The 22,799-nt window shown below is 43.0% G+C and carries 20 protein-coding genes and 2 pseudogenes; 11 read left to right on the top strand and 11 right to left on the bottom strand.

Translation table 11 applies throughout. From position 1 onward, the window contains the following. Positions 1–167: 167 nt before the first annotated feature. Positions 168–989: a hypothetical protein gene (locus HCJ66_RS11140; RefSeq protein WP_187133187.1), complete on the top strand. Its 822-nt coding sequence runs from the start codon at positions 168–170 to the stop codon at positions 987–989. 52 nt (positions 990–1,041) lie between these two features. Here HCJ66_RS11140 and HCJ66_RS11135 read toward each other — a convergent pair whose 3' ends face one another. The 4 genes from HCJ66_RS11135 to HCJ66_RS16190 form a co-directional block, all read right to left on the bottom strand. After that, entirely contained in the window at positions 1,042–2,178 is a 1,137-nt protein-coding gene (locus HCJ66_RS11135; protein ID WP_187133186.1) for a DEAD/DEAH box helicase, read from the bottom strand. A 99-nt stretch (positions 2,179–2,277) separates the two neighbouring features. Beyond that, positions 2,278–3,261: a Gfo/Idh/MocA family protein gene (locus HCJ66_RS11130; RefSeq protein ID WP_187133250.1), complete on the bottom strand. Its 984-nt coding sequence runs from the start codon at positions 3,259–3,261 to the stop codon at positions 2,278–2,280. Between the two features lie 73 nt (positions 3,262–3,334). Next, the gene (locus HCJ66_RS11125) at positions 3,335–3,913 is read right to left on the bottom strand and encodes a histidine phosphatase family protein (RefSeq protein WP_187133185.1); all 579 of its coding nucleotides are present in this window, start codon (positions 3,911–3,913) and stop codon (positions 3,335–3,337) included. A 45-nt stretch (positions 3,914–3,958) separates the two neighbouring features. Next, positions 3,959–4,318 carry a carboxymuconolactone decarboxylase family protein gene (locus tag HCJ66_RS16190; RefSeq protein WP_187133184.1) on the bottom strand — a complete coding sequence of 120 codons (360 nt, stop codon included), beginning with the start codon at positions 4,316–4,318 and terminating at the stop codon, positions 3,959–3,961. Positions 4,319–4,493: 175 nt separating this feature from the next. Here HCJ66_RS16190 and HCJ66_RS11115 point away from each other — a divergent pair, with 175 nt between their 5' ends. Further along, entirely contained in the window at positions 4,494–4,928 is a 435-nt protein-coding gene (locus HCJ66_RS11115; protein WP_187133183.1) for a nuclear transport factor 2 family protein, read from the top strand. A gap of 34 nt (positions 4,929–4,962) precedes the next feature. On the opposite strand, the pseudogene HCJ66_RS11110 reads toward HCJ66_RS11115, so the two are convergent. After that, positions 4,963–5,343: pseudogene (locus HCJ66_RS11110) on the bottom strand (amidohydrolase family protein); the annotation flags it as partial. Between HCJ66_RS11110 and HCJ66_RS16185 the strand changes: the two are divergent. The 3 genes from HCJ66_RS16185 to HCJ66_RS11100 all read left to right on the top strand — a co-directional run bounded on the left by HCJ66_RS16185 (position 5,339) and on the right by HCJ66_RS11100 (position 8,060). Then, positions 5,339–5,566, top strand: coding sequence for a TetR/AcrR family transcriptional regulator (locus HCJ66_RS16185; protein ID WP_246438655.1), 228 nt, complete (start codon positions 5,339–5,341; stop codon positions 5,564–5,566). The pseudogene HCJ66_RS11110 and the gene HCJ66_RS16185 sit on opposite strands and share 5 nt — an antisense overlap. Before the next feature lie 96 nt (positions 5,567–5,662). After that, the gene (locus HCJ66_RS16180; RefSeq protein ID WP_246438654.1) at positions 5,663–5,857 is read left to right on the top strand and encodes a hypothetical protein; all 195 of its coding nucleotides are present in this window, start codon (positions 5,663–5,665) and stop codon (positions 5,855–5,857) included. Positions 5,858–6,566: 709 nt separating this feature from the next. After that, complete coding sequence (locus tag HCJ66_RS11100; protein ID WP_187133181.1) at positions 6,567–8,060, top strand: MucBP domain-containing protein; 1,494 nt, start codon at positions 6,567–6,569, stop codon at positions 8,058–8,060. 440 nt (positions 8,061–8,500) lie between these two features. Here HCJ66_RS11100 and HCJ66_RS11095 read toward each other — a convergent pair whose 3' ends face one another. Next, positions 8,501–9,970 carry a glutamate synthase subunit beta gene (locus tag HCJ66_RS11095; RefSeq protein WP_187133180.1) on the bottom strand — a complete coding sequence of 490 codons (1,470 nt, stop codon included), beginning with the start codon at positions 9,968–9,970 and terminating at the stop codon, positions 8,501–8,503. A gap of 187 nt (positions 9,971–10,157) precedes the next feature. After that, the gene (gene gltB, locus HCJ66_RS11090) at positions 10,158–14,756 is read right to left on the bottom strand and encodes a glutamate synthase large subunit (RefSeq protein WP_187133179.1); all 4,599 of its coding nucleotides are present in this window, start codon (positions 14,754–14,756) and stop codon (positions 10,158–10,160) included. Positions 14,757–14,981: 225 nt separating this feature from the next. Here gltB and HCJ66_RS11085 point away from each other — a divergent pair, with 225 nt between their 5' ends. Then, positions 14,982–15,881: a LysR family transcriptional regulator gene (locus tag HCJ66_RS11085; protein ID WP_187133178.1), complete on the top strand. Its 900-nt coding sequence runs from the start codon at positions 14,982–14,984 to the stop codon at positions 15,879–15,881. On the opposite strand, the gene HCJ66_RS11080 is transcribed toward HCJ66_RS11085, so the two are convergent. After that, on the bottom strand, positions 15,873–17,186 hold the full coding sequence (locus HCJ66_RS11080) for an MFS transporter (protein ID WP_187133177.1): 1,314 nt from the start codon (positions 17,184–17,186) through the stop codon (positions 15,873–15,875). The two genes, HCJ66_RS11085 and HCJ66_RS11080, sit on opposite strands and share 9 nt — an antisense overlap. A 67-nt stretch (positions 17,187–17,253) precedes the next feature. Then, complete coding sequence (locus HCJ66_RS11075; RefSeq protein WP_187133176.1) at positions 17,254–17,760, bottom strand: flavodoxin family protein; 507 nt, start codon at positions 17,758–17,760, stop codon at positions 17,254–17,256. Between the two features lie 288 nt (positions 17,761–18,048). Here HCJ66_RS11075 and HCJ66_RS11070 point away from each other — a divergent pair. After that, positions 18,049–18,315, top strand: a pseudogene (locus tag HCJ66_RS11070) (LysR substrate-binding domain-containing protein); the annotation flags it as partial. A gap of 4 nt (positions 18,316–18,319) precedes the next feature. On the opposite strand, the gene HCJ66_RS11065 reads toward HCJ66_RS11070, so the two are convergent. Continuing rightward, positions 18,320–18,880, bottom strand: coding sequence for a TetR/AcrR family transcriptional regulator (locus tag HCJ66_RS11065; protein WP_187133253.1), 561 nt, complete (start codon positions 18,878–18,880; stop codon positions 18,320–18,322). A 138-nt stretch (positions 18,881–19,018) separates the two neighbouring features. Here HCJ66_RS11065 and HCJ66_RS11060 point away from each other — a divergent pair, with 138 nt between their 5' ends. From HCJ66_RS11060 to HCJ66_RS11045, 4 genes are all read left to right on the top strand, one after another. Then, positions 19,019–19,855, top strand: coding sequence for an alpha/beta hydrolase (locus HCJ66_RS11060; protein ID WP_187133249.1), 837 nt, complete (start codon positions 19,019–19,021; stop codon positions 19,853–19,855). A gap of 15 nt (positions 19,856–19,870) precedes the next feature. Beyond that, on the top strand, positions 19,871–20,815 hold the full coding sequence (locus HCJ66_RS11055; protein ID WP_343068997.1) for an amidohydrolase family protein: 945 nt from the start codon (positions 19,871–19,873) through the stop codon (positions 20,813–20,815). A gap of 139 nt (positions 20,816–20,954) precedes the next feature. Continuing rightward, positions 20,955–21,176: a type II toxin-antitoxin system RelB family antitoxin gene (gene relB / locus HCJ66_RS11050; protein WP_187133174.1), complete on the top strand. Its 222-nt coding sequence runs from the start codon at positions 20,955–20,957 to the stop codon at positions 21,174–21,176. Continuing rightward, complete coding sequence (locus HCJ66_RS11045; RefSeq protein WP_187133173.1) at positions 21,173–21,448, top strand: type II toxin-antitoxin system RelE family toxin; 276 nt, start codon at positions 21,173–21,175, stop codon at positions 21,446–21,448. Before relB ends, HCJ66_RS11045 begins: the two co-directional genes overlap by 4 nt. Before the next feature lie 167 nt (positions 21,449–21,615). Here the strand turns inward: HCJ66_RS11045 and HCJ66_RS11040 are convergent, their stop codons facing one another. After that, on the bottom strand, positions 21,616–22,245 hold the full coding sequence (locus HCJ66_RS11040; protein WP_187133172.1) for a plasmid pRiA4b ORF-3 family protein: 630 nt from the start codon (positions 22,243–22,245) through the stop codon (positions 21,616–21,618). Positions 22,246–22,799 lie beyond the last annotated feature (554 nt).

The following is a 22,799-nucleotide window of genomic DNA, read 5'->3' as shown; positions in this document are numbered from 1 at the left end:
ACACGATTGTTCTTATTTATTATACCTGTAACAAAGGTGATTCGGCAAACTAAAAAAACACTAGCTTGTAAAATTTCTAACTTGGTATTACTATAGTTTACTAGTTTATCCAGGGATGGTATGATGATATTGTAAATGATTTACATAAAGGGAGTGAAAATACACCGATGAAAAAGATCAAATTTCTGATTCCAGTTATTCTTATCCTTGCGCTGGCTGTCATTTCAGTGGTATTTTGGGAGCCAAAAAACACGGAAACAACAGAAGCCAGTAAAATCAATATACCTACAATTGAAAACCCATTTTTCTTGAAAGGCAACGCTTATATTTCCCTACACAAAGGCGAGACTTTTTCGCTAAGTTTGCCATTTTTATTTGGCGATTCGAGTATTGGCGAAATCTCTACCGTCATTTTTGACGCAAGTGAAGTGGAAGTTGAGGTAGGCGAAGTGAACGAAACGCCGAACCAGTACGGTAAAGCTGGACTTGGTTATTTAAGTTTGGATATTTCAATAAATAAAGCTGGGATTTTCAACGCGCAGAAAATGACACTTATTTCAGGGGATTCATCCGTAACTGTTGATATCGGCAGGATAGTCTTCGATGTAAACAATGATGCACCTCCGACAAATCTCGAATTTACCGGCGCCGCGGTCCAGACGGCAATGAATGAATATACATTAGGTATTCAAAATAATGACAAATCAGAAGATGTTACCATAAAAAGCGTGACCGCAGAACTCGCAGCATTGCATCTTTATACACTTACTGCATCAGTTCCAGCAGGTAAATCCGTGTCTCATACCTTAGCATTGAGCGGTGATCCTGAGCGCTATGCTTGGTATGTTTTGAAGCCAAAAGTCGTTTATACCATCGCGGGTCATGAAAAAATCACTTCAGGTTATCCGACAATCCTTCAGCTAGGTGAGTGGTCTCAAGAAAATGTGGATAGTATATTTGGAAATAAGGCGGATTCAGAGTATAAATAAAACCTGTAGAATGGAGCATTTCACACGGATGTGCCTCATTCTACAGGTTTTTTTATTTACGTTTCGCTTTCGTTTCAAAATCATCCGTCAAGACGCCCTCGTAATAGCGAACTTTAATCGGATCTTTGTTTAATTCTTTCAGATATTGACGCAGCGTCCGGGCTTCGCGTTCATTCGCAAATGAGAGCACCGTACCTTCTTTGCCCATCCGCCCTGTGCGTCCAGAACGATGTGTGTATTGTTTCGCATCCATCGCCACGTCACAATGAATCACGAACGGTAAATCGGGAATGTCCAAACCACGCGCGGCAACATCGGTTACGACTAAATACGTCAATTCCGCTTTTTTGAAAGCCGCTAAGTATTTTTTACGCTTTTCTTTGTCGACTTCTCCGTGAATTCCAGCAGCGGCAACCCCGTCATACTGCAATTTCTCCAAAATAATGTCCATCCGAATTTTATCCTTCACAAAAACAAGCGCGTGCATACCTTCCACATTCGATATCCGACGCAGCAAAATCGCTTTATCACGCGGCTGCTCCACATCCATATACAGATGGTTCACGTTCGCGTTACTCTCCTCGGCCTTAGCCTCAATCATAACCGGTTCGATTTCACTGTTGCGATAAAACATCATCGGGTCCTCGAGTTTCGTCGCCGATGCCATCACCAATTGGCGGTCACGCATCGCGCTATTTACGATTTCAAGCACAGTTGGAACGTTTTCACGAATCAGCAATTGGTCACATTCGTCAAGCGTAATCATCTTCACTTCATGCATCTTAATTTTCTTCTGTTTAATCAGTTCCAAAACACGACCTGGCGAGCCGACGATGACTTGCGGCTTCTTTTTAAGGTTGTCGATTTGGCGCTTGATGTTGGCACTTCCGATGATGCCGATAACTTTCAGACCAGCCGGTAGCCACGAACGAACAACATCCGCGATTTGCATAACTAATTCATGAGACGGTGCCAAAATAAGCCATTGCGTATGCGGTTTGACTTCCAATTTCTCGATGGCAGGCAACGAATAAGCTACTGTTTTCCCTGTCCCTGTCGGCGAAACTGCGATAACATCTTGGCCCTCTTTGATTGGCGTGTATAAAAGCTGCTGAATTTCAGTCATTTCCTCATAATTGTGGGCTTTCCACTGCTCAGCCCAGATTTCAGGTACTTCTTTTGTCGTCATAATAAACTCCTTTTTCCCTCTAAATTCGATATCCCTATCATACCACGTTTTCAAGGAATCAACAAAACCAGATAATTCGCATCATCTGGCTTCAAAAAACTATTTCTCGACTTTATACCAAATACCATTTTGATGGCGCAGGTCGTTAGAGATTTGTAGGACCGCTTTGCTCAAGTCTTCGAGGTCTTCATACGCCAAAGTATCAGTCTCTTTGATGATTCTGGCAAACTCGGTCGCTTCGAATTCCATATCGTTTGGAATGGTGGACATCGCAAGTTCTTCAATGTCTTTCGTGTGGTTATCAGCATATTGGATGCTCTGAATGCCCGTCAACGGATCGATGACAAGCGTGCCTTTTTCACCGTATATTTCGCTTGGCATGAAGGATTGCGACATTTTAGCTTGCAAAATTGTCACCGTAAAGTCTGGATATTCAAAAATAACTGGACCGCCGCCGTCAACGCCTGTGCGTAGTTTCGTCGCAAAATAAGTCGCTTTTTCTGGAACACCGAACAGCGCAACCGCCGTGTACATCGGATAAACGCCCAAATCCACTAACGAACCACCGGAAAATTTAAGCGAGAAAATATTTGGTTCTTCGCCAGCAAGCACGTTGTCATAGCGCGAGGAATAGTTCATGTACGCCAATGTTGCACCGTGAAGCTTCCCTACTTTTTGAATGCTATCTTGCAATATTTTGAAGTTTGGTTCTTGGATATGACGCGCCGCTTCGAAAAGAAAGACGCCGTTTTCCTTCGCTACTTTATGCGCATCTTCTAATTCTGCGACCGTTGAAAAAATCGGTTTTTCGACGATGACGTGCTTTTTATTACGCAAAAAATGTAACGCGTGTTCATAATGCATCGCGTTTGGTGACGCAATGTAGACCGCATCAATCACGTCTGAACTCGCCATCATTTCGATATCGTCAAAATAGTTTTCCACTTTATATTTTTCACCAAAGGCATAGGCTTTATCCAAAGTACGTGAATAAACCGCGTTCATTTCCCATTCGCCAGAGTTAATCGCGCCTTCTACAAATGCATCTGTAATCCAATTCGTTCCCATAATACCAAGCTTCATAACAAAACTTCCCTTCTTCATGTGTTCTCCTCTTTAGTATAGCGGAAAATCGGAAAATTTGCGAAGAGATTGGCTAGGCATTTGCAAAATCGTGATTTCGAAAGTCAACAAGTGTAAATTCGCCATTTTCGTACTCAAATTTCAGTATACAGCAGTTTTTCAAACCTGTTATTTTTCCTATTTTGCTCGTCTTTTCCCAGTTTCGCGCAAATTGGGCACACGCGGCGCCGTGAGAAACCGCCAAAACGACGTCGTGATTTTCTTGACTCATCATCGCGTCCATCGTCTCCACAAGTCGTGCGCGAAAATCCATTTCACGTTCCCCGCCAAATCCTGCGAAAAAATCGCCGTACGGTAATGGTGGATTCAAATCCTCACTTTCACCCTCAAACGTGCCGAAGTTCCATTCTTTTAGTCCTTTGAGCCGTTTGTAATCCATGTCAGTAATCCATTCCAGCGTGTCGCAAGCTCGTTCGGATGTGGAGCTGTAAGCCGCCTTGAATGTGATGCCATTGTCCTTGAAATAGTCTCCTGCCACTTTTGCTTGGTATACGCCGAGTTCTGTTAAAGGCGCGTCACAAAAGCCTTGAATTTTTTTCCGTACGTTAAATAAAGTTTGTCCGTGACGCATTAAGTATAGTGTTTTTTTCATAATTCTCCTCCATCTGGTGCGCTTTTTTTCAACTAATTCCGTGTCCTAAAACATACTTCTTTCTAGCAAAATATCATTGGTTACTTGTGAAAAATCGAAAACTTTTCCGAGTCCTACATAAGGCACCGCTCGGTAGACGATTTCTTTCGCTTCAATCGGAGTCACCCCAATACTTAAAGCCGCATGTAGCATCATTTTATACTCGTTCACACATTCCATCGTGACCAGCGCCGCAAGCGTTACTTTCATACGCTGTTTTATCGTTAATTTAGTATATTGCAAAACTTCATCAAAAGCAAAATCATCGAAAAGCCCGATAAATTCGTGATTCGTGTCTTTCAGCAGTGATTTATGATTTGGAAATAATAGATTCTGATTTTTTTGTGCGGTTTTATTGACAGTCACTTGTCATTCCTCCCTTGTTTGTTTTCTATATGTAAAGTCTAAACCATGAAGTTCACTCCAAGTCAATGTTAAAGTATTTTTTGCATCTAATTATTAGCAGATTATTTTACTTTTTTCTGACAATACTTTATAATTAAAACATAAAGAGAATTTTATTAAAAGGAGAGATGATGACATGACATTAACTTTAGAAAGATTAAAAGCAATACCGGTTGAATTCCACACAAACTTTAATAATAGGGCTTTTGATAAACAAGCCGAGTTGGTCACCGAAGATATAGAATTTTTCCAAAATGGTGTTGCGGCAAAAGGGATAGAGGATTTTCTTACACAATTAGAAGGCCTGACCCATCTATTTAATGATGCTGTTTTTGAAGACGAAGAAGTTTATGCAGAGGGAAATATCGCCATTACTCGTTTTAGTTTAACCGGCTCATTAACGGGAGATATTACATTTCCAGATGGTACATTTGTAGCGGCAAATCATAAAGCGGTTCATTATGACTGTGTGGCTTTCTTTGAATGTAATGATGATGGAAAAGTAACGCAGATTCGCCAAATAAATGACTCTGGCATAACGCCTTACACTATAGAAGCGCAAGTGAAATAAGCGTGAAAAGAGGTTGAGACAATACTCAAGATAAAGCAAAAACGCCAGTCACAACATCCGACCATTGATCGCTTGCAAAATATTGCTGGGTGACTGCCTCAGGTATAAAGGATGGATGGAAATAAACTGGCACGTCTAGCTTTTCCGCCATTTCAAAGATAGGAAAAAAGAATGGATCGTCAAAATAGTTGTTGTCGTAGTTGCCTTTTAGAAGGACGCCTTTAAAGCCTAGCTTCTCAACTGCGCGTTTCAATTCCTGCGCCGCATCTTCGGGAGAACCTACTGGCAATACGGCAAAAGCGGAAAAACGGTCTGGATGTGAAGCCACGACTTTTGCGAGCTCATCATTCGCTTTTCGGGATAGTGGCACAGAAATGTCTGGTGGCAAATTTTGCGGGGACATATTTCCGGTGGACCTTCGCGTTCAGAAGACGCAAACTAAGTTGTACAGTGCTGTGGCAGCGCTTTTCTATCAAAATGGAACTTCCGATTCCATTACGGTGCAAGAGCTATGCACGCAAACAGGTGTATCTCGCGCAACGTTCTATCGCCACCATGAAAAAATGGTGCAAATCATTGAGCTGCAAGTTTTACGAAAAATGCAGGAGTTTTCTATTGCTTTTGATCAGACGAACTAGCTCAGCAATAATGTACTGCGTTTAATTATTGATACGGTTCAAAGGAATCGAGAGTTATTTCAGATTTTAGAATGGGGCTGGGCGGAAAATCGTTTTTTGGAGATTGTATCTGGAAAGATTTTGAGGATTGCGCATTTAAAGGGCGTTTCGTTTTCGGACCAGAAGTTTGTACCGAACTACTTGGCGCGGTTGATTTTGGGGCTGGGATTAGAACTGGGAGGTTCAGAGGAAACATACTCGAATGCTCGCGTGATGGCGTTGATTTTGGAAAGTATGCGTATTTTCACATAAAAAATATGCCGTCCGAAGAGAAGCATTAAGCTACTATGGATGGCATATTGGTGAAGTTTTAGTAAGTCAATCCTTCTTTTTCGCAAACACAAAAATGATGCACGAAATGATTGCTAGAAAGAATAGTACTACTTTATATACCATAATTGTAAACAGATCTGTTCATGCTGTTTTTTCTTTTCTCATATCGATCCCACCTTTATGCATGGTTGCATTTACTAAACACGCTCTGCTTCGTAGCTAATTGTTGAAGAACTTCTCTATTCAGATTACACAATACTAAGGTAAAACGCAACAAAAAAATTTTTAGGTATATGACAGCTTAAACGCTTAGTAAGTTGCTGCACTTGAAAAACTAATGCTTTTTTCATGATAGCATCCCAAATTAGTTCATATATGTCCTCAAAAGTAACTTGTTCTATTATATACATATCACTTTTAAGATATTCATGGATACCCCCGTCTTCATTTTTTCCTCACTATTTTGACCGACTAACTGCCATGGTGCCTTCTTCAATTCTCAGAAAAATTCACCCTCGGCGCGTAAATATTAGTTGACATAGAAATTTTTATTAGCACTAGAGCAAGCAGTTCTAACTAGTTATTTTAAACCGTTTTTGATTTATAGAATCGGTTCAATTGGGTTAAGGTTTGAAAGTTTGATACAAGGGAACATAAATAGAAACTTCTAAATAGGGGGGAAATTAATTTGTTGAAAAAAATATTTTGGCTTAGCTTCGGTTTTGCTTTAGCTCTGTTTATCTTCCCAAATGTTAGCTCTGCGGCAACTTTCGGTGATTTCGAGTATACTGTCGACGGAAATGAAGCAACTATCACAGACTATACAGGATCAGCATCAAATGTAACTATTCCTACCACAGTTGGTGATAATAATGAGTATAGTGTGACAACTATTGGTAATAGTGCTTTTTCTTCTAAGGGCTTAACAGGCGTTACAATTCCTAATTCCGTCACAACGATTGGTGATGGTGCTTTTACAATTAATTCATTACAAGAACTCGTGCTACCTAACTCTGTACAAACAATCGGTAAAAACTCATTTAGTGTAAACCAAATAGACAGTCTTACTTTGTCTACATCACTTCAAAACATTCCTAACTTTGCTTTTTTGTCTAACAAGTTAAAAACTGTTGACATCCCTGTAAATATTGAAAGCATTGATGCATCGAGTTTTGAAAACAACTTTATTACCGACATAACTATCCGAAATCCTAATGTCCAACTCGAATATGAAGCTTTCGCTGCTCAGACAATTTTAAGTAGACTCATTGTTCCGAGTGATAGTGTTTTACCGCTAACTGATTACATTCACTTTCAAGATGCATCGTCTCAATTAACAATGGATAATTTGACAGTAACCGACTTATCGGACGGCGTTACGTATGACCAAGCGAAAAACGCATTAGTCTTTTCTGCAGAACCAGTAGAGTCTACTTTTTCCCTTTACACCGGAACTAATCGTTTTGATTCTTATTATGATATTTCTGAATATGGTCCTTCCGGAATACCTATCATCCTATTTGAATATACCAAACCAATAATAATTACTTACAAAGATGCGTCTGGCACAGAACTAGCTAGCTCCACTAGATTAGATGGTCGCATTGGGGAAGCTTACACATCTAGCCCTCAAGCAATAAGTGGTTATACTTTAAAAGAGACTCCTGAAAACGCGACTGGACAATTTACTAAAACCACTCAAAATGTAACATATATATATGAAAAAAATGTCGTTCAAAATGGAACAGTAACAGTGAAATATCAAGATGAAGCTGGTACATCGCTCGCAAATGATACAACTTTGACTGGTGAAGTAGGCACTGCTTATCAAACCAACAGCAAAAACATCAGTGGCTATAAACTAAAAGAAGTAGATGGAAGCGAATCTGGTATGTTTGGCACAGATCCAACAGCCGTTACTTACATCTATGAAAAAATAGCTACAACTGATGATAGTACGAATGGCGAGACGGCTGACAATAATACAAATGGTGAGTCAACTGACAATAACACAACAAATACAAACAGCACCACACCTACTTCTGAAATAACACAACCAAGCAGTAGCAACACCTCTAATATACTTCCAGCTACTGGTGATACAAACAACACTTTACCTTTGGCGATAGGAAGTATTTTGACCTTATTATCTACTAGCATTCTTTTCTTTAAGCGTGACTAACTAACTTGCTTTCATTTTAAAAAGTGCTACAAGGCCTGCATTGATTTTACACTGACATGAAAAAGTAAGCATTGAATAGAATTAGGCTACTTGTTTCCTAAAATTAATTGGAGACTAGCAGCCTAATTTTTTTGGAATTCATTTTTCATTACTTGAATAAAACTCTAATACTTGATGCAAACGGCAAATACAAATCGATATTTACATTTCACATTACTTAAATAAACCCCGTACTATTTTCAGCCCTACTGCCATAACACCTCACGAGCCTATTTCTGTCGATTGATAGCAAAATTGGCTTTTCTATCTACCTACCCTTACATTCAGTTTTTTTAAATACCACCTAAACCTTGTCATACAAGTCTATAAAGAAAATCTGTCGATGCCCCGTAGTTTTTACGCTACTGGTGGTCGACAGATTTTTGAGCCTTCTTTGTTTATTATGGTAAAAATGTTTCGCCCATGAGGTAGAAATCGACTTCTCGTGCGGCTTCGCGTCCTTCATTAATCGCAGTCACGACTAAGCTTTGGCCGTATCTTGCGTCGCCACATGCGAAGATTCCTTCTACATCGGTACGGTAAAAGCCTTTTGCTGCTTCAATCGTGTGGCGTTTTGTTTTGCCTACTTTGAAATCTTCAAAAACAGATGGGGTCGCACCGGCGAATCCGATGGCGATTAGCACGATGTCGGCGTCCCATATTTTCTCGGAACCCGGAACTTCATGGAGGTTGCGATTGGCGTCAACGTGATCGACGTCAATCGTGCGCAATCCTGTCAGTTCTCCTCGTTCGTTTTTAATGAATTCGGTCGAGTTGACTAAGTATTCGCGTGGGTCATCACCATAGACCGCTTGTGCCTCGCTGTGTGCGTAGTCCATTTGGAACACTTTTGGAAATTGTGGCCATGGGTTTTGGATGGCACGCAGGTCTGGGAGTTTGTCGCGTAAGCCGAATTGGTAGATGCTTTTCGCGCCTTGTCTTAGAGCTGTCGCAACGCAATCCGCGCCTGTGTCCCCGCCACCGATGACGATGACGTTTTTGCCTTCTGCGGACATGGTTTGAACGCCTTTGTTGTCGAGATTGTCCTTGATGCTTTGTGTGAGGTAGTCGACGGCGAAATGGATGCCTTTTGCGTCGCGGCCTGGAAGTTTGACGTCGCGGGCATTTCCAGCGCCGGTTGCTAGCACGACGGAATCGTATTCTTCTTTTAGTTGCGCCATCGTGATATCTTTTCCAGCTTCGACATTGGTCACGAACTCGACGCCTTCTTCGGCCATCAGGTTGACGCGACGGTTAATCGAGTCTTTTTCAAGTTTCATTGTTGGAATGCCGTACATAAGTAGGCCGCCGATTCGGTCGCTTTTTTCAAAAACAGTGACGTTGTGACCGGCTTTGTTTAGTTGGTCGGCGCACGCGAGTCCTGCTGGGCCGGAGCCGATGATCGCGATGCGTTTTCCAGTTCGTTTTTGCGGTGCTTGGGCTTTGATCCAGCCTTCTTCAAAACCGCGGTCAATAATCGCTTTTTCGATGGATTTAATGCCGACTGCTGGTTCGGAGATGGCGACTGTACAAGAACCTTCGCATGGTGCTGGGCAAACGCGGCCGGTGAACTCTGGAAAGTTATTGGTTTTTAAAAGGAGATCTAAGGCTTCGCGCCATTCTCCGCGGTACACGGCGTCGTTCCACTCGGGAATTAAGTTGTGTAGCGGGCAGCCAGATACGCCGTTTTTGATTTCTTCGCCAGTGTGGCAAAATGGTACGCCGCAATCCATGCAACGCGCGGCTTGGATTTGTAAATCGACAACTGGCATTGGCAAACTATATTCGTTCCAGTCGCGCGTTCTTGTTAGTGGATCGCGGACTGAGCTTGGAATTCGGTCATATTCGATAAATCCTGTCGGTTTTCCCATTGTTTTTCATCTCCTTTTTTTTTGAAATTTTTCTGAGCTCTGCGCCTCTTTCAAGTGTTCGCAGTCTAGCTTCATCCGCTAGCTCTTCGAAAACTTGTTGAGGTTCTTAGAAAAAGCATTTTCTTAGAACCTCAATATGAGTGCGACCGAAAGGAGTATTCGTTCATCTCGGCCGCTCCAGTTTTTTTCAGAGCTGAACGAGCGGATTCAGCTTCCTATTTTTATGCTCATAAAATGCCTGCAACTCCGCGGAATCGTGGGTTTGGCCTTCGCCTTCTAGTTTTTCGATGCGGGTTAGCATGATTTCAAATTCGTTCGGGATGACGTAGACGAAATTGGTGATTTCGCGTTCCCAGTTTGCAAGTAGTTTGCGGGCAAATTCGCTATCGGTATAACGCACGTGATTTTCTACCAGTTCGCGTAGTTTCCGTTCTTCGCGCGGTGTCGTAATCCCTCGACACGTCACGAGTTCTGGATTCACTTTTGCGTTGAAATGGGCTTGGTCTGGGGCGTAAACGTAAGCCACACCGCCGGACATCCCTGCTGCAAAATTCTCGCCGGTTTCGCCGAGGACAACCACGGTTCCGCCAGTCATATACTCGCAGCCGTTATCGCCAATTCCTTCGACAACCACGTCTGCGCCACTGTTACGAACGGCAAAACGTGCGCCGGCTTTTCCGTGAATGTAAGCTTCGCCGTCTGTTGCACCGTAAAGCGTTACGTTTCCGACAATCGCTGAGTTATGCGCGACGATCGGTGTTTTTGCGTTTGGTGATACGATGAGTTTCGCGCCGGATAGGCCTTTTCCGAAGTAATCGTTCGCGTCGCCTTCAATGCGCAGCGTCATGCCTTTTGGAGCGAAGGCACCGAAGCTTTGACCCGCCGCGCCCGTGAAGGTTAGGTCGATCGTGTCTTCTGGGAGGCCAGCCGCGCCGTATTTCTTGCTGATATAAGAACCAGTAATCGTGCCCACCGCCCGGTCGATGTTGCGAATTGGGAAGCGTCCCGTGACTTTCTCCCCGCGTTCAATCGCAGGCTCCACAATGGCTTTCAGTTCGCGCATATCGAGCGTTTGGTCGATTTTATGGTCTTGTTCTTTTGTACAGAATTGGACTTGATTTTGGTAAAATTTGTCCGTATATAGCATATTGGAAAAGTCGAGATGTTTCGCTTTCCAATGCGATTCCTTGCGTTCATGGGTTTCCAAATATTCTTTGTGCCCGATAATTTCTTCGAGGCTATGGAAACCAAGTTCGGCCATCGTTTCGCGCATTTCAGCAACGATAAAGTTGAAAAAATTCACGACGTAATCTGCGGAACCTCCGAATTTTTTACGAAGTTCTGGGTTCTGCGTCGCCACTCCGACGGGGCACGTATCCATATGACACACGCGCATCATCACGCAACCTAGTGTCACAAGCGGTGCCGTCGCAAAACCGTATTCTTCCGCGCCGAGCATTGCCGCAACGAGCACGTCTTTTCCTGTCATCAGTTTGCCGTCCGTTTCCACCACGACTTGATTTCGCAAACCGTTCAGCAGCAGCGTTTGGTGCGTCTCTGCCAAGCCGATTTCCCACGGAACACCCGTATGGCGAATACTACTCCGCGCCGCCGCACCTGTTCCGCCTTCATAACCGCTGACCAAGATCACGTCGGCAAATCCTTTCGCAACACCCGCTGCGATCGTCCCGATTCCCGTTTTCGATACGAGTTTCACGTTGATCCGCGCGTCTTTATTGGCATTTTTCAAGTCGAAAATCAGTTGGGATAAATCCTCGATGGAATAGATATCGTGATGTGGTGGTGGTGAGATGAGTCCTACACCCGTCGTTGATCCGCGGGTTTTCGAAATCCATGGATACACTTTCTCGCCTGGCAAATGACCGCCCTCACCTGGTTTTGCGCCTTGCGCCATCTTGATTTGCAGCTCGTCCGCGTTCACTAAATAGTGACTCGTTACGCCGAATCGTCCAGATGCGACTTGCTTGATCGCACTCCGACGCCAATCGCCGTTTGCATCACGCTCGAACCGATCTGGATTTTCGCCGCCTTCCCCGCTGTTGCTTTTCCCGCCAATTCGGTTCATCGCAATCGCCAACGACTCGTGCGCCTCTTGACTGATCGAACCGTAAGACATCGCGCCTGATTTGAAACGTTTGAAAATCGCTTCGGCAGGCTCGACTTCCTCAATTGGAATCGGCTTGCGTCCATGCGAATTAAATGTCAGCAAACCACGAAGGAAAGCGTTATTTTGATTCTGCATTAAATCCGAGTATAGATCATACGTTTCGCGGTTATTTTCACGCGTCGCCTGTTGCAACGAATGGATTGCGAGCGGGTTGAAAACGTGATATTCGCCATTCGAGCGCCATTGATACTCGCCACCCGTGTTCAGCGTGAACTCTTGGAAACCGATATCATGAAACGCCTCGCGATGACGCAACCATGACTCCTGCGCAATGACTTCCAGTGGAATCCCGCCGAGTTGCGACGCCGTTCCTGGAAAATAATCCGCAATCACATCGTTGCCAATGCCAATCGCTTCAAAAATCTGCGCGCCCCGATAACTTTGCACGGTAGAAATTCCAATTTTAGACATCACCTTCAAAATCCCGTCCGTAATCGCCTGAATATAACGCGACTCCGCTTCATCGACCGTAAAGCCTTTGATACGGCCATCTTTGATCAAATTCGTAAACACATCGATCACCAAGTATGGGAAAATCGCATCCGCACCGTAACCAACCAACATCGCACAATGATGCACGTCGCGAGCCTCCGCCGTTTTCACGATCAAGCTCACTTTCATCCGCGTGCCCTGTTTCACCAAATGATGATGCAGGCCACTCGTGATGAGCAGCGCCGGAATCCCGATAAATTCATCGTTCGTGCCGTCATCCGTAATCACAAGCAACTCCGCGCCAGCCTCAATTTTCGCATCCGCTTCCGCAAAAAGTCGATCCAGCCTTTCCGCCAAATTCTCCTTTTCCTCCGCCTTAAACAACGCGTTAATGAAAGCAGTCGGTTTCGCAAATTTCTTCTGTAACGCAATCGAAGCGTACTGTTTCCGAGACAAAATCGGCGTCTCCAAACGGATTCGGTTTGCATTTTCAGCCGTCGGGTTTAAAATATTGCCCTCATTCCCAAGTAGCGTCATCGTCGAAATAACCGACTCCTCACGCAACCCATCAATCGGAGGATTCGTTACCTGCGCAAACAACTGTTTAAAATAGTTAAACAACAACTGCGGTCGGAAAGAAAGCACGGCAAGCGGCGCATCGTAACCCATCGCCCCCATCGGATCCTTTTTCTCCGTTACCATCGGAATCAAGATTTTGCTCAGTTCGTCCTGCGTATAGCCAAACGCCCGCTGCAACTTGAAGCAATCCTTCTTATTCAATGAAATATATTCCAAGCGATCCTTATCCGTCAGCGTCCCAATCTCTGTCAACTCCGCATCCAGCCATTCACGATACGGCTTTTCCGTCGTCAACTCCGATTTAATCACATCATCCGAAATAATCTCGCCTTTTTCCAAATCGATCAACAACATCGTACCCGCGCCAACCGTTACTTTGCGAATCACTTCCTCCGGCTCTACAGGCACAACGCCCGTCTCCGAAGAATAAATAATCGTGTGATCTTTCGTCTCATAATAACGCGCAGGACGCAAACCATTCCGGTCCAAAATTGTCCCAATCACACGCCCGTTCGTAAACGAGATCGATGTCGGCCCATCCCAAGGCTCCATCAGCGTGCTGTGATACTCATAAAACGCCCGTTTCGGATCCGTCATCGCCTTATTCTTATCCCAAGGTTCCGGAATCAACATCATCGCCGCGTGAGGCAGTGTCCGCCCCGTTTGCACCAAGAATTCCAGCGCATTATCAAGCGTCGCCGAGTCACTTCCATCCTCATCAATCACCGGCAAAAGTTTCGCCAAATCCGCGCCAAACAAATCCGATTCCGCGCGTTTTTCACGAGCCTTCATCCAATTCAAATTCCCACGCTGCGTATTAATTTCGCCGTTATGAATCAAATAGCGATACGGATGCGCCCGTTCCCAACTAGGAAACGTATTCGTACTAAAACGCGAATGCACCAACGCGTAAGCTGACGTATAAGTAGGATCCGCCAAGTCCAAATAATACTGATTAATCTGCTCCGGCGTCAACATCCCTTTAAAAATAACCGTCCGTGTCGACAAACTAGGCACATAAAACGTTTCCGTAATCCGCGCGTCGCCCATCGCAAAATTCTCGACCTGTTTCCGAATTAAGTATAATTTCCGCTCAAAAGCTTCCTCATCAAGCGTCTCATCTTTCGCGATAAAAAGTTGATACACAGCCGGTTCCGTTTTTTGTGCACCCAGTCCAACCTTCGTCACATCCGTTGGCAACTTGCGCCAGCCCAAGAACTGCTGCCCTTCCTGTTCGATATAACACTCCGTTGCCGCCTGCAAAATTTCACGTTGCGCGGTGTTTTGTGGGAAATTAAACATCCCGACCGCATAATGATATTTTTCAGGTAATACAATATCTATTTTCGCACAAGCATCGCGGAAGAAGTCATCCGAAATTTCCAGAAGAATACCCGCACCATCGCCCGTATCGCCGCCAACTTCGCCGCCACGATGTTTCAGCTGACAAAGCATGTGAATTCCCTGCTCGACAATTTTATGCGAAGAACGCCCTTTAATATTCGCCACAAAACCAATACCACAAGCGTCATGTTCATTTTTCGGATCGTACAAGCCATGTTTTTCAGGCATATTCGTCTGTTTCATCCTAATTCCTCCTTAGTCGCAACACAATTTTTCAAGAGTTCAGATAATTCGATCCCCAACTAACTGACCGTAATTATGTATTTCCATCCCGTTCTATTATTCTACCCATTAATTTCTAGTTTGTAACGTTTTGGTGTAATGTCTATTTTAATCCTTTTCATTTATCGAAACAATATATATAATAGAATAAAACAATCTCATTTCGAGATAGATCGGAGACAAGCAATGGAATTACGACAATTAAAGTACTTTATTGAAGTCGCGCGCGTCGAACATATGACCCAAGCATCGGAAAATTTACACGTCGCCCAATCTGCCGTCAGTAGACAGATAACAAAACTCGAGGAAGAGCTCGGAATCAAGCTGTTCGACCGGATTGGCCGCAATATGCAACTGACAGCGGTAGGTCAGGATTTCTTGCGCCAAGCCAAAATCGGTTTACAGGAATTGCAAAAAGCCCAAGCGATTGTGGAAGAATACACCGATCCAACAGTTGGCGAAATTCGCGTTGGACTGCCAAACTCGATTGCTACAAAAGTTCTACCTGCTGTTATTTCCGCGTTTCGGGAGAAGTATCCGCGGATTACGTATCGTTTTATGGAAGGCTCGAATCGCGATTTGAAGCAGATGTTGGTGACTGGCGCGCTGGATGTCACGTTTTTATCACCGGTTCCAGAAGAAGATGACGAGATTATGCCGCATCGCTTTTTTGATGAGAAGTTGAAGTTGATTGTGCCGAGTGGGCATCGGTTGGCTGGGAAGCACTCCGTTTCGCTTGCAGATTTGGCGGACGAGAAGTTTATTTTGTACCCGCAGGATTTCGATTTGTTTCATTTAGTGGAAGATACGGCGCGAATGAAAGGTATTGAACTCGAGACGATTTTTCAAAGCCGTGATTTCCACACGATTCAGGGATTGGTTGGCGCGGGGCTTGGCATCAGCATTTTGCCAGAGATGATATTGGATGGGGCGATTTTTAAAGAGACGCGTAGCATTGCGTTGATGGACCAGGAGTTGAGGCGGTCCGTTGGGATTATCACGACAAAAAGACGGAACATGTCGCCGTCCGAGACACTGTTCCGTGATTTTTTGTTGGGGTATTTTGATAGCAATAAATCAATCTAGCTTCAGCCTGCTTCCACCTAAAATCATGACCGCCACAATGATGCCAGCAAGGAGAGTAAACAGCGTCATGAAGGTGACTTCCATATGAAAATTAGCGGTTGATGCCACGATAATGGACAGTCCGATTGGCCCACCGATTTGATGCATCGTATTTGTTAATCCACTAGCAGCACCAGCCAGTTCCTTAGGCGCATCGTGAACCCCCGCTGATGTGACTGGCGCTAAAATCAAGCCTTGACCGATACCAATAACAGACATCGGCAGGGCAATTGCGATCCAATAACCATTACTCAAATCCGATAAAGCCGTCCACAATAAGCCGATAAATAGGATGACCTCGCCCACCATTAACATACGATTATTGCCAAATTTAGCGACCAACTTCGGTAACTGCATCGCTACGATAAAATTCAAAACGGTCAGCGGAAAAAATCCTAGCCCCGCTTGTAACGCTGAAAAATGAAATTCACTCTGCATCACTTGCGGTACAAAAAACCAATACGGCAACATCGCCATCATAAATAATAAACGCGCAATGTAAGCACCAGAACGAATTCGATTTTTGAAAAGCATCAATGGCAAAATAGGAAATTTAATGGCACGTTCCCGCAGAACAAAAGCAACTAAAACAAGAACACTAATGCCAATTAAGACAGCGCTCCTTTCCGTCAAGCCAAAAATAAAACCTCCTAATCCCAGTATCGATAATAAACTTCCCAAATAGTCGATTTTTGATTTACTCATTGGAGAACTTTTAACACATTTCAAAGTAAGGAAAATCAGCGCTATCGTGAAAGGAACATTAATTAAAAACCCCGCTCGCCATGAAATCCAACTGGTCAGAGCTCCTCCGATTAGTAAGCCCACACTCGCCCCAATGCCTGCCATCGCGCCATAATAAGAAATCGCTTTTTGCCGCATGTTTCCCGTATACGCGTCCATCATTAAAGCTAATGTCGTAGGCGCAATAATCGAGCTACCCACGCCTTGTAAAGCTCGCATCACAATCATCATCGTAGCATTTTGAGATACTCCGATGAGCAGCGAACTAACACCAAATATGATTAAGCCAATGAAAAAGATTCGTTTGCGTCCCAGTAAATCTGACAATCGACCACTCAATAATAAAAACCCACCAAAAGTTAATGTATAGGCATTGGACACCCACGATAAATTAGTCGCGGACATCTCCAAGCTTTGCCCAATTTGCGTAGAACTCGTAAAAATAATCGAATTATCCATCAAAATTAAAAAATATGCTAATAATGTAATTGGCAAAACCATGCCGAATTTTTCTTGTTTCACTTTGTATCATTCACTCCAATTTTTCATATTGCCTTACTAGGTCATCTCTTGATACCAAGTAGGTTTGTTATTTGATTACTCCTTTATATTCCATACTAAACCGCTCCGTCCAATGCTCTAACACATGCGAAATGGCTGCGATTTCCCCTTCCGTGGGGCCAGAACCTTGCACAATAATCTTCACATTTTTTCCATCATATCTTGTATCCACCGTCTCGTGTCGATCAATAAACGTTTTCAATAGCCCCGTTATATCGGACCAGTAAACAGGCGTACCAATCACACTATTTTTAGCCGATTCAATCTCAGAACGAACCTTTTCAAAATCATCTGACTCGCTATTTTGCCCGAGTTGCTTGATGTAATAATCTACTAAATTTACTTGCTTATAAGGTTGCCCGTCAAAATAGTCCTTGGCTAACCTTGCCGTATTCCCGTCCCGATTCTTACTTGCATTGATAAATAAATTGGCATGACTCATTTGTTTGTCCTCTCCTTTAGCATCTATAGCTACGACAACGCATACAGCTAGCACAACTACATCCATAGCTGAAAAAGCGATTATTTTCTTCATATTTTACAATCTCCCCACTCAGCAGCTTCTTTTAGTTGGAGCAGTTTTGTAGATAATTTTGCGTTCATTCTGTAACTCGCCTCCAACCTTCTACCTGTAAATTAAAACACATGGAGTGCACTCCAAGGCAAGCGTGAATAATTCTAATTCGTGATATGCGATAGTCAAGCCTTCGTTAAAACCACGAAAAAAGGCGCTCCATCAGGAAAACGCCTTACGAAAAAATCCTATATTTACGCCTGAATTTATGTTTCCCAATGGTACACTTTTCCTGATGATTCCGTGATGAAAGGCATTGAGCTCGAGACGATTTTTCAAAGTCGTGATTTTCATACGATTCAGGGGTTAGTTGGCGCGGGACTCGGAATTAGCATTTTGCCAGAGATGATTTTGGATGGGGCGATATTTAAAGAGACGCGAAGCATTGCCTTGATGGACAAGGAATTGCGGCGGTCAGTTGGGATCATCACGACAAAAAAACGGAACATGTCGCCGTCCGAGACACTGTTCCGTGATTTTTTGTTAGCCTATTTTGAAGAAAATAACCAGTTTTAGCGAGTCAAAACAACGTGATAATGCGCTGGATATTTTCTTGAAAAGCCTGTTTGGAATCCGCTGGCTGTAAACCGGTGCTGGCCAGCGTGATATACCCAATAACAACATTCAGAAAAAGCAACTCGTTCAAATGAGCAGAAGCAGGGTCTTTCGTTAGTTCCCTCACTGGTTTAAGCGCAAGTTCTCGCAAGTTCAATAACACCTCGTTCACCGTTTCTATGTGCCCGTATTCCGTCAAACCGCTTAATATATCCAGCACATTGAACCGATCGATCGAATCCGCCTCCACAAATTCAGAAAAGCGCTTCGCAAAAATTTCTAACACTTCTTTCCCAGAATAATTCTCTAATTCTGCTTGTAGCGCATCCACTAAACTACCTAAATATGTAGCCAAAACACTACTTTTAACATCTGCAATATTACTAACCCAGCGATAAAGTGATTGTGGTTGTACAGAAAGTTCACGCGCTAGTCCATTATAGGTAAGATCGCGAAACCCCTTTTGATACGTAATTTCTAGCGCCTTTTCTAAAACGATTTCACGCGTCAATCCTCGACGTTTCATCCTATTTCCTGCCTCCTTAAAATACAATATGTTGACTAACTCATACCATGAGTGTATACTACGTTTATAAATCATTCAACTCATGGCATGAGTTTTTGATATTGATTTACACAAAAAAGCTTAGAGGAGCGATAGATGATGGCAATTTTAACACGTGATGGAGCAAATTTATTTTATGAAACAACTGGGCAAGGACCTACTTTAATTCTAATTCCTGGCGCTAATGGAACTGGTGATATTTTCAAACCAGCTAGCATGTTTTTGAAGGAGCATTTTAATGTCGTTACTTACGATCGCCGCGGTTTTGGTCAAAGTAAATTGACGGGAGATATGCCGCAAGAGGTAGCTGATATCAACAGTACATACCGCTTGAAGACAGACGCCGCCGATGTTGCAGCATTAGCACAAGCTGTAAGTGGGGACGAAAAAGTATTCATTATGGGATCGTCCTCAGGATCTATTGTAGCCATGGAAACATTGCAAGATTTTCCGGAGATTGTGGAGCAAATAGCCTTCCATGAATCGCCTATCAACACTATTTTACCGGACGCAAAGAAATGGCAAGATGCTAATAATGAAATTGTGACGATTGCTTTGACGGAAAACTTTGCACTTGGTATGGAAAAATTCGCCGAAGCTATGCGTACGGTTGAATTGGATCAAAGAATGATGTCCCGACCTGGTGTTGATTTGAACGATATGAGCAATCCAGAAGTACAAGGCATGAATTATTGGTTTAATTATGAAATTCGCCAATATACGAGCCGTGACATTGATTTTAATGCTTTTAAACAACACCGCGACAAAATTCGTTTATTGAATGGTACCGACTCAAAAGGCTCGTTCCCTCAAGACGTTATGCACGTTCTTGGCGATTATTTAGATTTACCGATTTATGATATCCCAGGTGCACACTTGGGCTACGTTCAAAAACCAGAAGGCTTTACAACAACACTAATGGCGCTTTTTCGTTAAAAGGAGATGGACACGGTGACTTATAAAAAAATAGATTTACACGCGCATTACCTTTCCCCAGGCTACAAACAATTTTTGCATGATTATTTTGATGACATGGGGGACGGTGTGAAAACGCCAGCATATGAAATTGAAACAGCGCTTGGTATTATGGCGCAGACTGATATAGACTATTCTGTTATTTCGATTTCTTCTCCCCATCCCAATACTGGTGAAGAAGACAGCACAATTGCCTTGATTCATGAAGTGAACAGCTACGGCGCCCTTCAACAAGCGACCTATCCAGACAAAATCGGCTTTTTTGCATCGTTGCCTATTCCATACGTTCAAGCAAGCATAGAAACCATTGATACGGCGCTAGATGAACAACATGCTAACGGTTTTACACTTCCGACAAACTCGCATGGCGTCTATCTTGGTGACACTAGATTGGATCCGATTATGGCTCGATTGAATGAGCGGGCGGCCATCGTTGCCATTCACCCTAACGAACCCGCGACGCATGACAAAAATGTTGCTGGGGATATTCCCGCACCGATTATGGAGTTCTTCTTTGATACAACACGCACAGTGATGAATATGCTTCAAAATGGCGTTTTCACGCGGTATCCAAATATTCGATTCATTATTCCGCATGGTGGAGCTGTTCTCTCGCTGATTGTGGAACGCGTTGGCTTAGCACAAGCGCTGAACCCTGCATTGACAGACGCGCAAGTGAATCTTAAAGGCACTATGAAAAATCTATATTTTGATGTGGCGGGCTTTGTATTACCGCAGCAATTGCCAGCATTGACGGATTTTATAGATCCTGAAAAACTTGTGTATGCATCTGATACGCCTTACACGCCAACGCCTGCGGTATTGCACTTGGCTAGCGTGTTGGAGGAAAGTGATTTGTATTCTGTGGAGTTTAAGCAGAAATTGTTTTTTGAGAATGCGCAAGAGCTTTTAGGACGTTGATTGACTTTTTTAATAACCTTCTCGAAAAGTTAGTACACTCGACCGATATTATAAACTCCTCTTCTCCCCTTTTGTACACATATGTGTTACAATATTCATAAGATGAAGAAGGTACGCATATTAAGAGGAGTGTTAACCAATGACAACTATCACATTTCGCGTTTCTGATGAAGAAAAAGAATTTATCCAAAGAATGGCCGAGTTTAATGGAATTTCTATATCTGAACTCAGTCGAAATCAAATTCTAGAAAGCTTAGAAAATCAAATCGACTTAGACCTATACAAAAGCGCACTGCAAGCCCATCATGCGAAAGATGAAAGCCTCTCTCTTCAAGAGATGAAAAAGGCACTTGATTTATGAGTGATGGCTATCATGTACGCTTCGAGAAAGAAGCACAGGAAGCATTAAAAAAAATGGACCGTTTTCAGGCAAAGCTCCTTGTTTCATGGATCGAAAAACATTTAGAGGGAACAACAAATCCACGTGTGCACGGAAAAAGCCTTGTTGGAAATCGCGTTGGACAATGGCGGTATCGAGTTGGTGATTATCGATTAATCGCGGAAATTAAAGATGATGAAATCGTTATTTTGATTCTAAATATCGGGTATCGTCGCATGGTCTATGACAAATAGTGGATTCCGTGTTAATAACAGATACCATTCTATCTTTAATATTCATCGGTCTAGTCACAGGTTAATTACTGGCTAAAAAATCTATACCAGAAAAAGTAACCAATAAGTAAAGCCCCTATCGCATACTAGTGATAAGGGCTTTACTTTGACCAAACGCAGCACTCTCCTTATTTGCGTTTTAATTGCAAATAGGCCTCCATATAGATATTTGCATAATCCAGATCATATGGAGCATCCCAACTTGGGTCTAACCAACTTTTCATGTCCTTGTATTCCGGATGATTGGGATTTGACATGACATGATGGATTTCTTCATAACCAGGTGGTCCCCCACAATCCTCGATAGGATAACCACCCTCAAAGGATAAGACTTCTGGATAATTAGCTTCATAATTGTCTTCTATTTCTACTACATTGATGTCATGAATCCAATCATCACCAAAATCATAGATATACTGAAAAATCATTCCCTTTTCCAAATACTGGTCTATCTTCGCCCTAGGTTTACGAATCTTTAATTTCGCTAAGAAAGGATTCGGCATTTTCGCCAGATCTTTCACAGATAATGATTGGTAATATTTTTGTTGCGCCTTCATATCATCATAAACCATATCATCTAAAATTTGTGTTTGCGCCTCATCTAAAATAAATTCATAAAGATGAGAATCCTCCCATCCCATTGTTGCCTGAATCACACGATGTAATTGTTCAAAAGTAATTTCTGCTGGCAAAATAACGCGCCGGCTTATTCTCGGCTCGCAATATCGTAATGTAATATCTAATAAGTACGCCTTCATCTCGCACCTCTTTCTAAATAATATGTATTAGATGCAGTATATCATAGATACATTGCTTCCATCCATTCACAAATTAAAACACGCTTCGATATCACAATGTGACTATTAGCGTACAATAAATCACGCCCAGCATTGCAACCACTGACCAGTCATTCTTTATTCGTATATTCGTCGAATTCATTCGAAAAACTTCCATTCCAAATCTCAATAATAGATATAAAAATAATCCCGCACTATCTCATCTACCTCCTCACATAGCACCGCATTCTCATAAAAGTACGCTAAAAAGAAATGATACACATCGACGTCAAACGTCTTATTCCCACGCACATCCGTCTCGCTAGCGACATTCCCGAACGCATCATAGTCAATACGTCTCGCTCCGGCCTTTACGATCCGCCACGCGCGTCACATCGCCAATTTTATTGTGCGCACCTTATTTCTTCTGTCCAGTCTAGTATAACCTATCCAGTTACCTAATTGAACCAATTTCATAAGTCGCTTTTTATTCGAAATTAGACGAATCCAATTTTATGATTTTTCATTTTTAAACG

The organism is Paenilisteria portnoyi (assembly GCF_014322795.1).
Taxonomy (GTDB): domain Bacteria; phylum Bacillota; class Bacilli; order Lactobacillales; family Listeriaceae; genus Listeria_A; species Listeria_A portnoyi.
The sequence above is the reverse complement of the archived record's forward strand: the minus strand, read 5'-3'. Positions and strand labels throughout refer to the sequence as shown.

Coding starts and splice junctions, on each gene's coding strand:
- HCJ66_RS11140 (WP_187133187.1), top strand. CDS start 168: ATGAAAAAGATCAAATTTCTGATTCCAGTTATTCTTATCCTTGCGCTG.
- HCJ66_RS11135 (WP_187133186.1), bottom strand. CDS start 2,178: ATGACGACAAAAGAAGTACCTGAAATCTGGGCTGAGCAGTGGAAAGCC.
- HCJ66_RS11130 (WP_187133250.1), bottom strand. CDS start 3,261: ATGAAGCTTGGTATTATGGGAACGAATTGGATTACAGATGCATTTGTA.
- HCJ66_RS11125 (WP_187133185.1), bottom strand. CDS start 3,913: ATGAAAAAAACACTATACTTAATGCGTCACGGACAAACTTTATTTAAC.
- HCJ66_RS11115 (WP_187133183.1), top strand. CDS start 4,494: ATGACATTAACTTTAGAAAGATTAAAAGCAATACCGGTTGAATTCCAC.
- HCJ66_RS11095 (WP_187133180.1), bottom strand. CDS start 9,970: ATGGGAAAACCGACAGGATTTATCGAATATGACCGAATTCCAAGCTCA.
- gltB (WP_187133179.1), bottom strand. CDS start 14,756: ATGAAACAGACGAATATGCCTGAAAAACATGGCTTGTACGATCCGAAA.
- HCJ66_RS11085 (WP_187133178.1), top strand. CDS start 14,982: ATGGAATTACGACAATTAAAGTACTTTATTGAAGTCGCGCGCGTCGAA.
- HCJ66_RS11075 (WP_187133176.1), bottom strand. CDS start 17,760: ATGAAGAAAATAATCGCTTTTTCAGCTATGGATGTAGTTGTGCTAGCT.
- HCJ66_RS11065 (WP_187133253.1), bottom strand. CDS start 18,880: ATGAAACGTCGAGGATTGACGCGTGAAATCGTTTTAGAAAAGGCGCTA.
- HCJ66_RS11060 (WP_187133249.1), top strand. CDS start 19,019: ATGGCAATTTTAACACGTGATGGAGCAAATTTATTTTATGAAACAACT.
- relB (WP_187133174.1), top strand. CDS start 20,955: ATGACAACTATCACATTTCGCGTTTCTGATGAAGAAAAAGAATTTATC.
- HCJ66_RS11045 (WP_187133173.1), top strand. CDS start 21,173: ATGAGTGATGGCTATCATGTACGCTTCGAGAAAGAAGCACAGGAAGCA.
- HCJ66_RS11040 (WP_187133172.1), bottom strand. CDS start 22,245: ATGAAGGCGTACTTATTAGATATTACATTACGATATTGCGAGCCGAGA.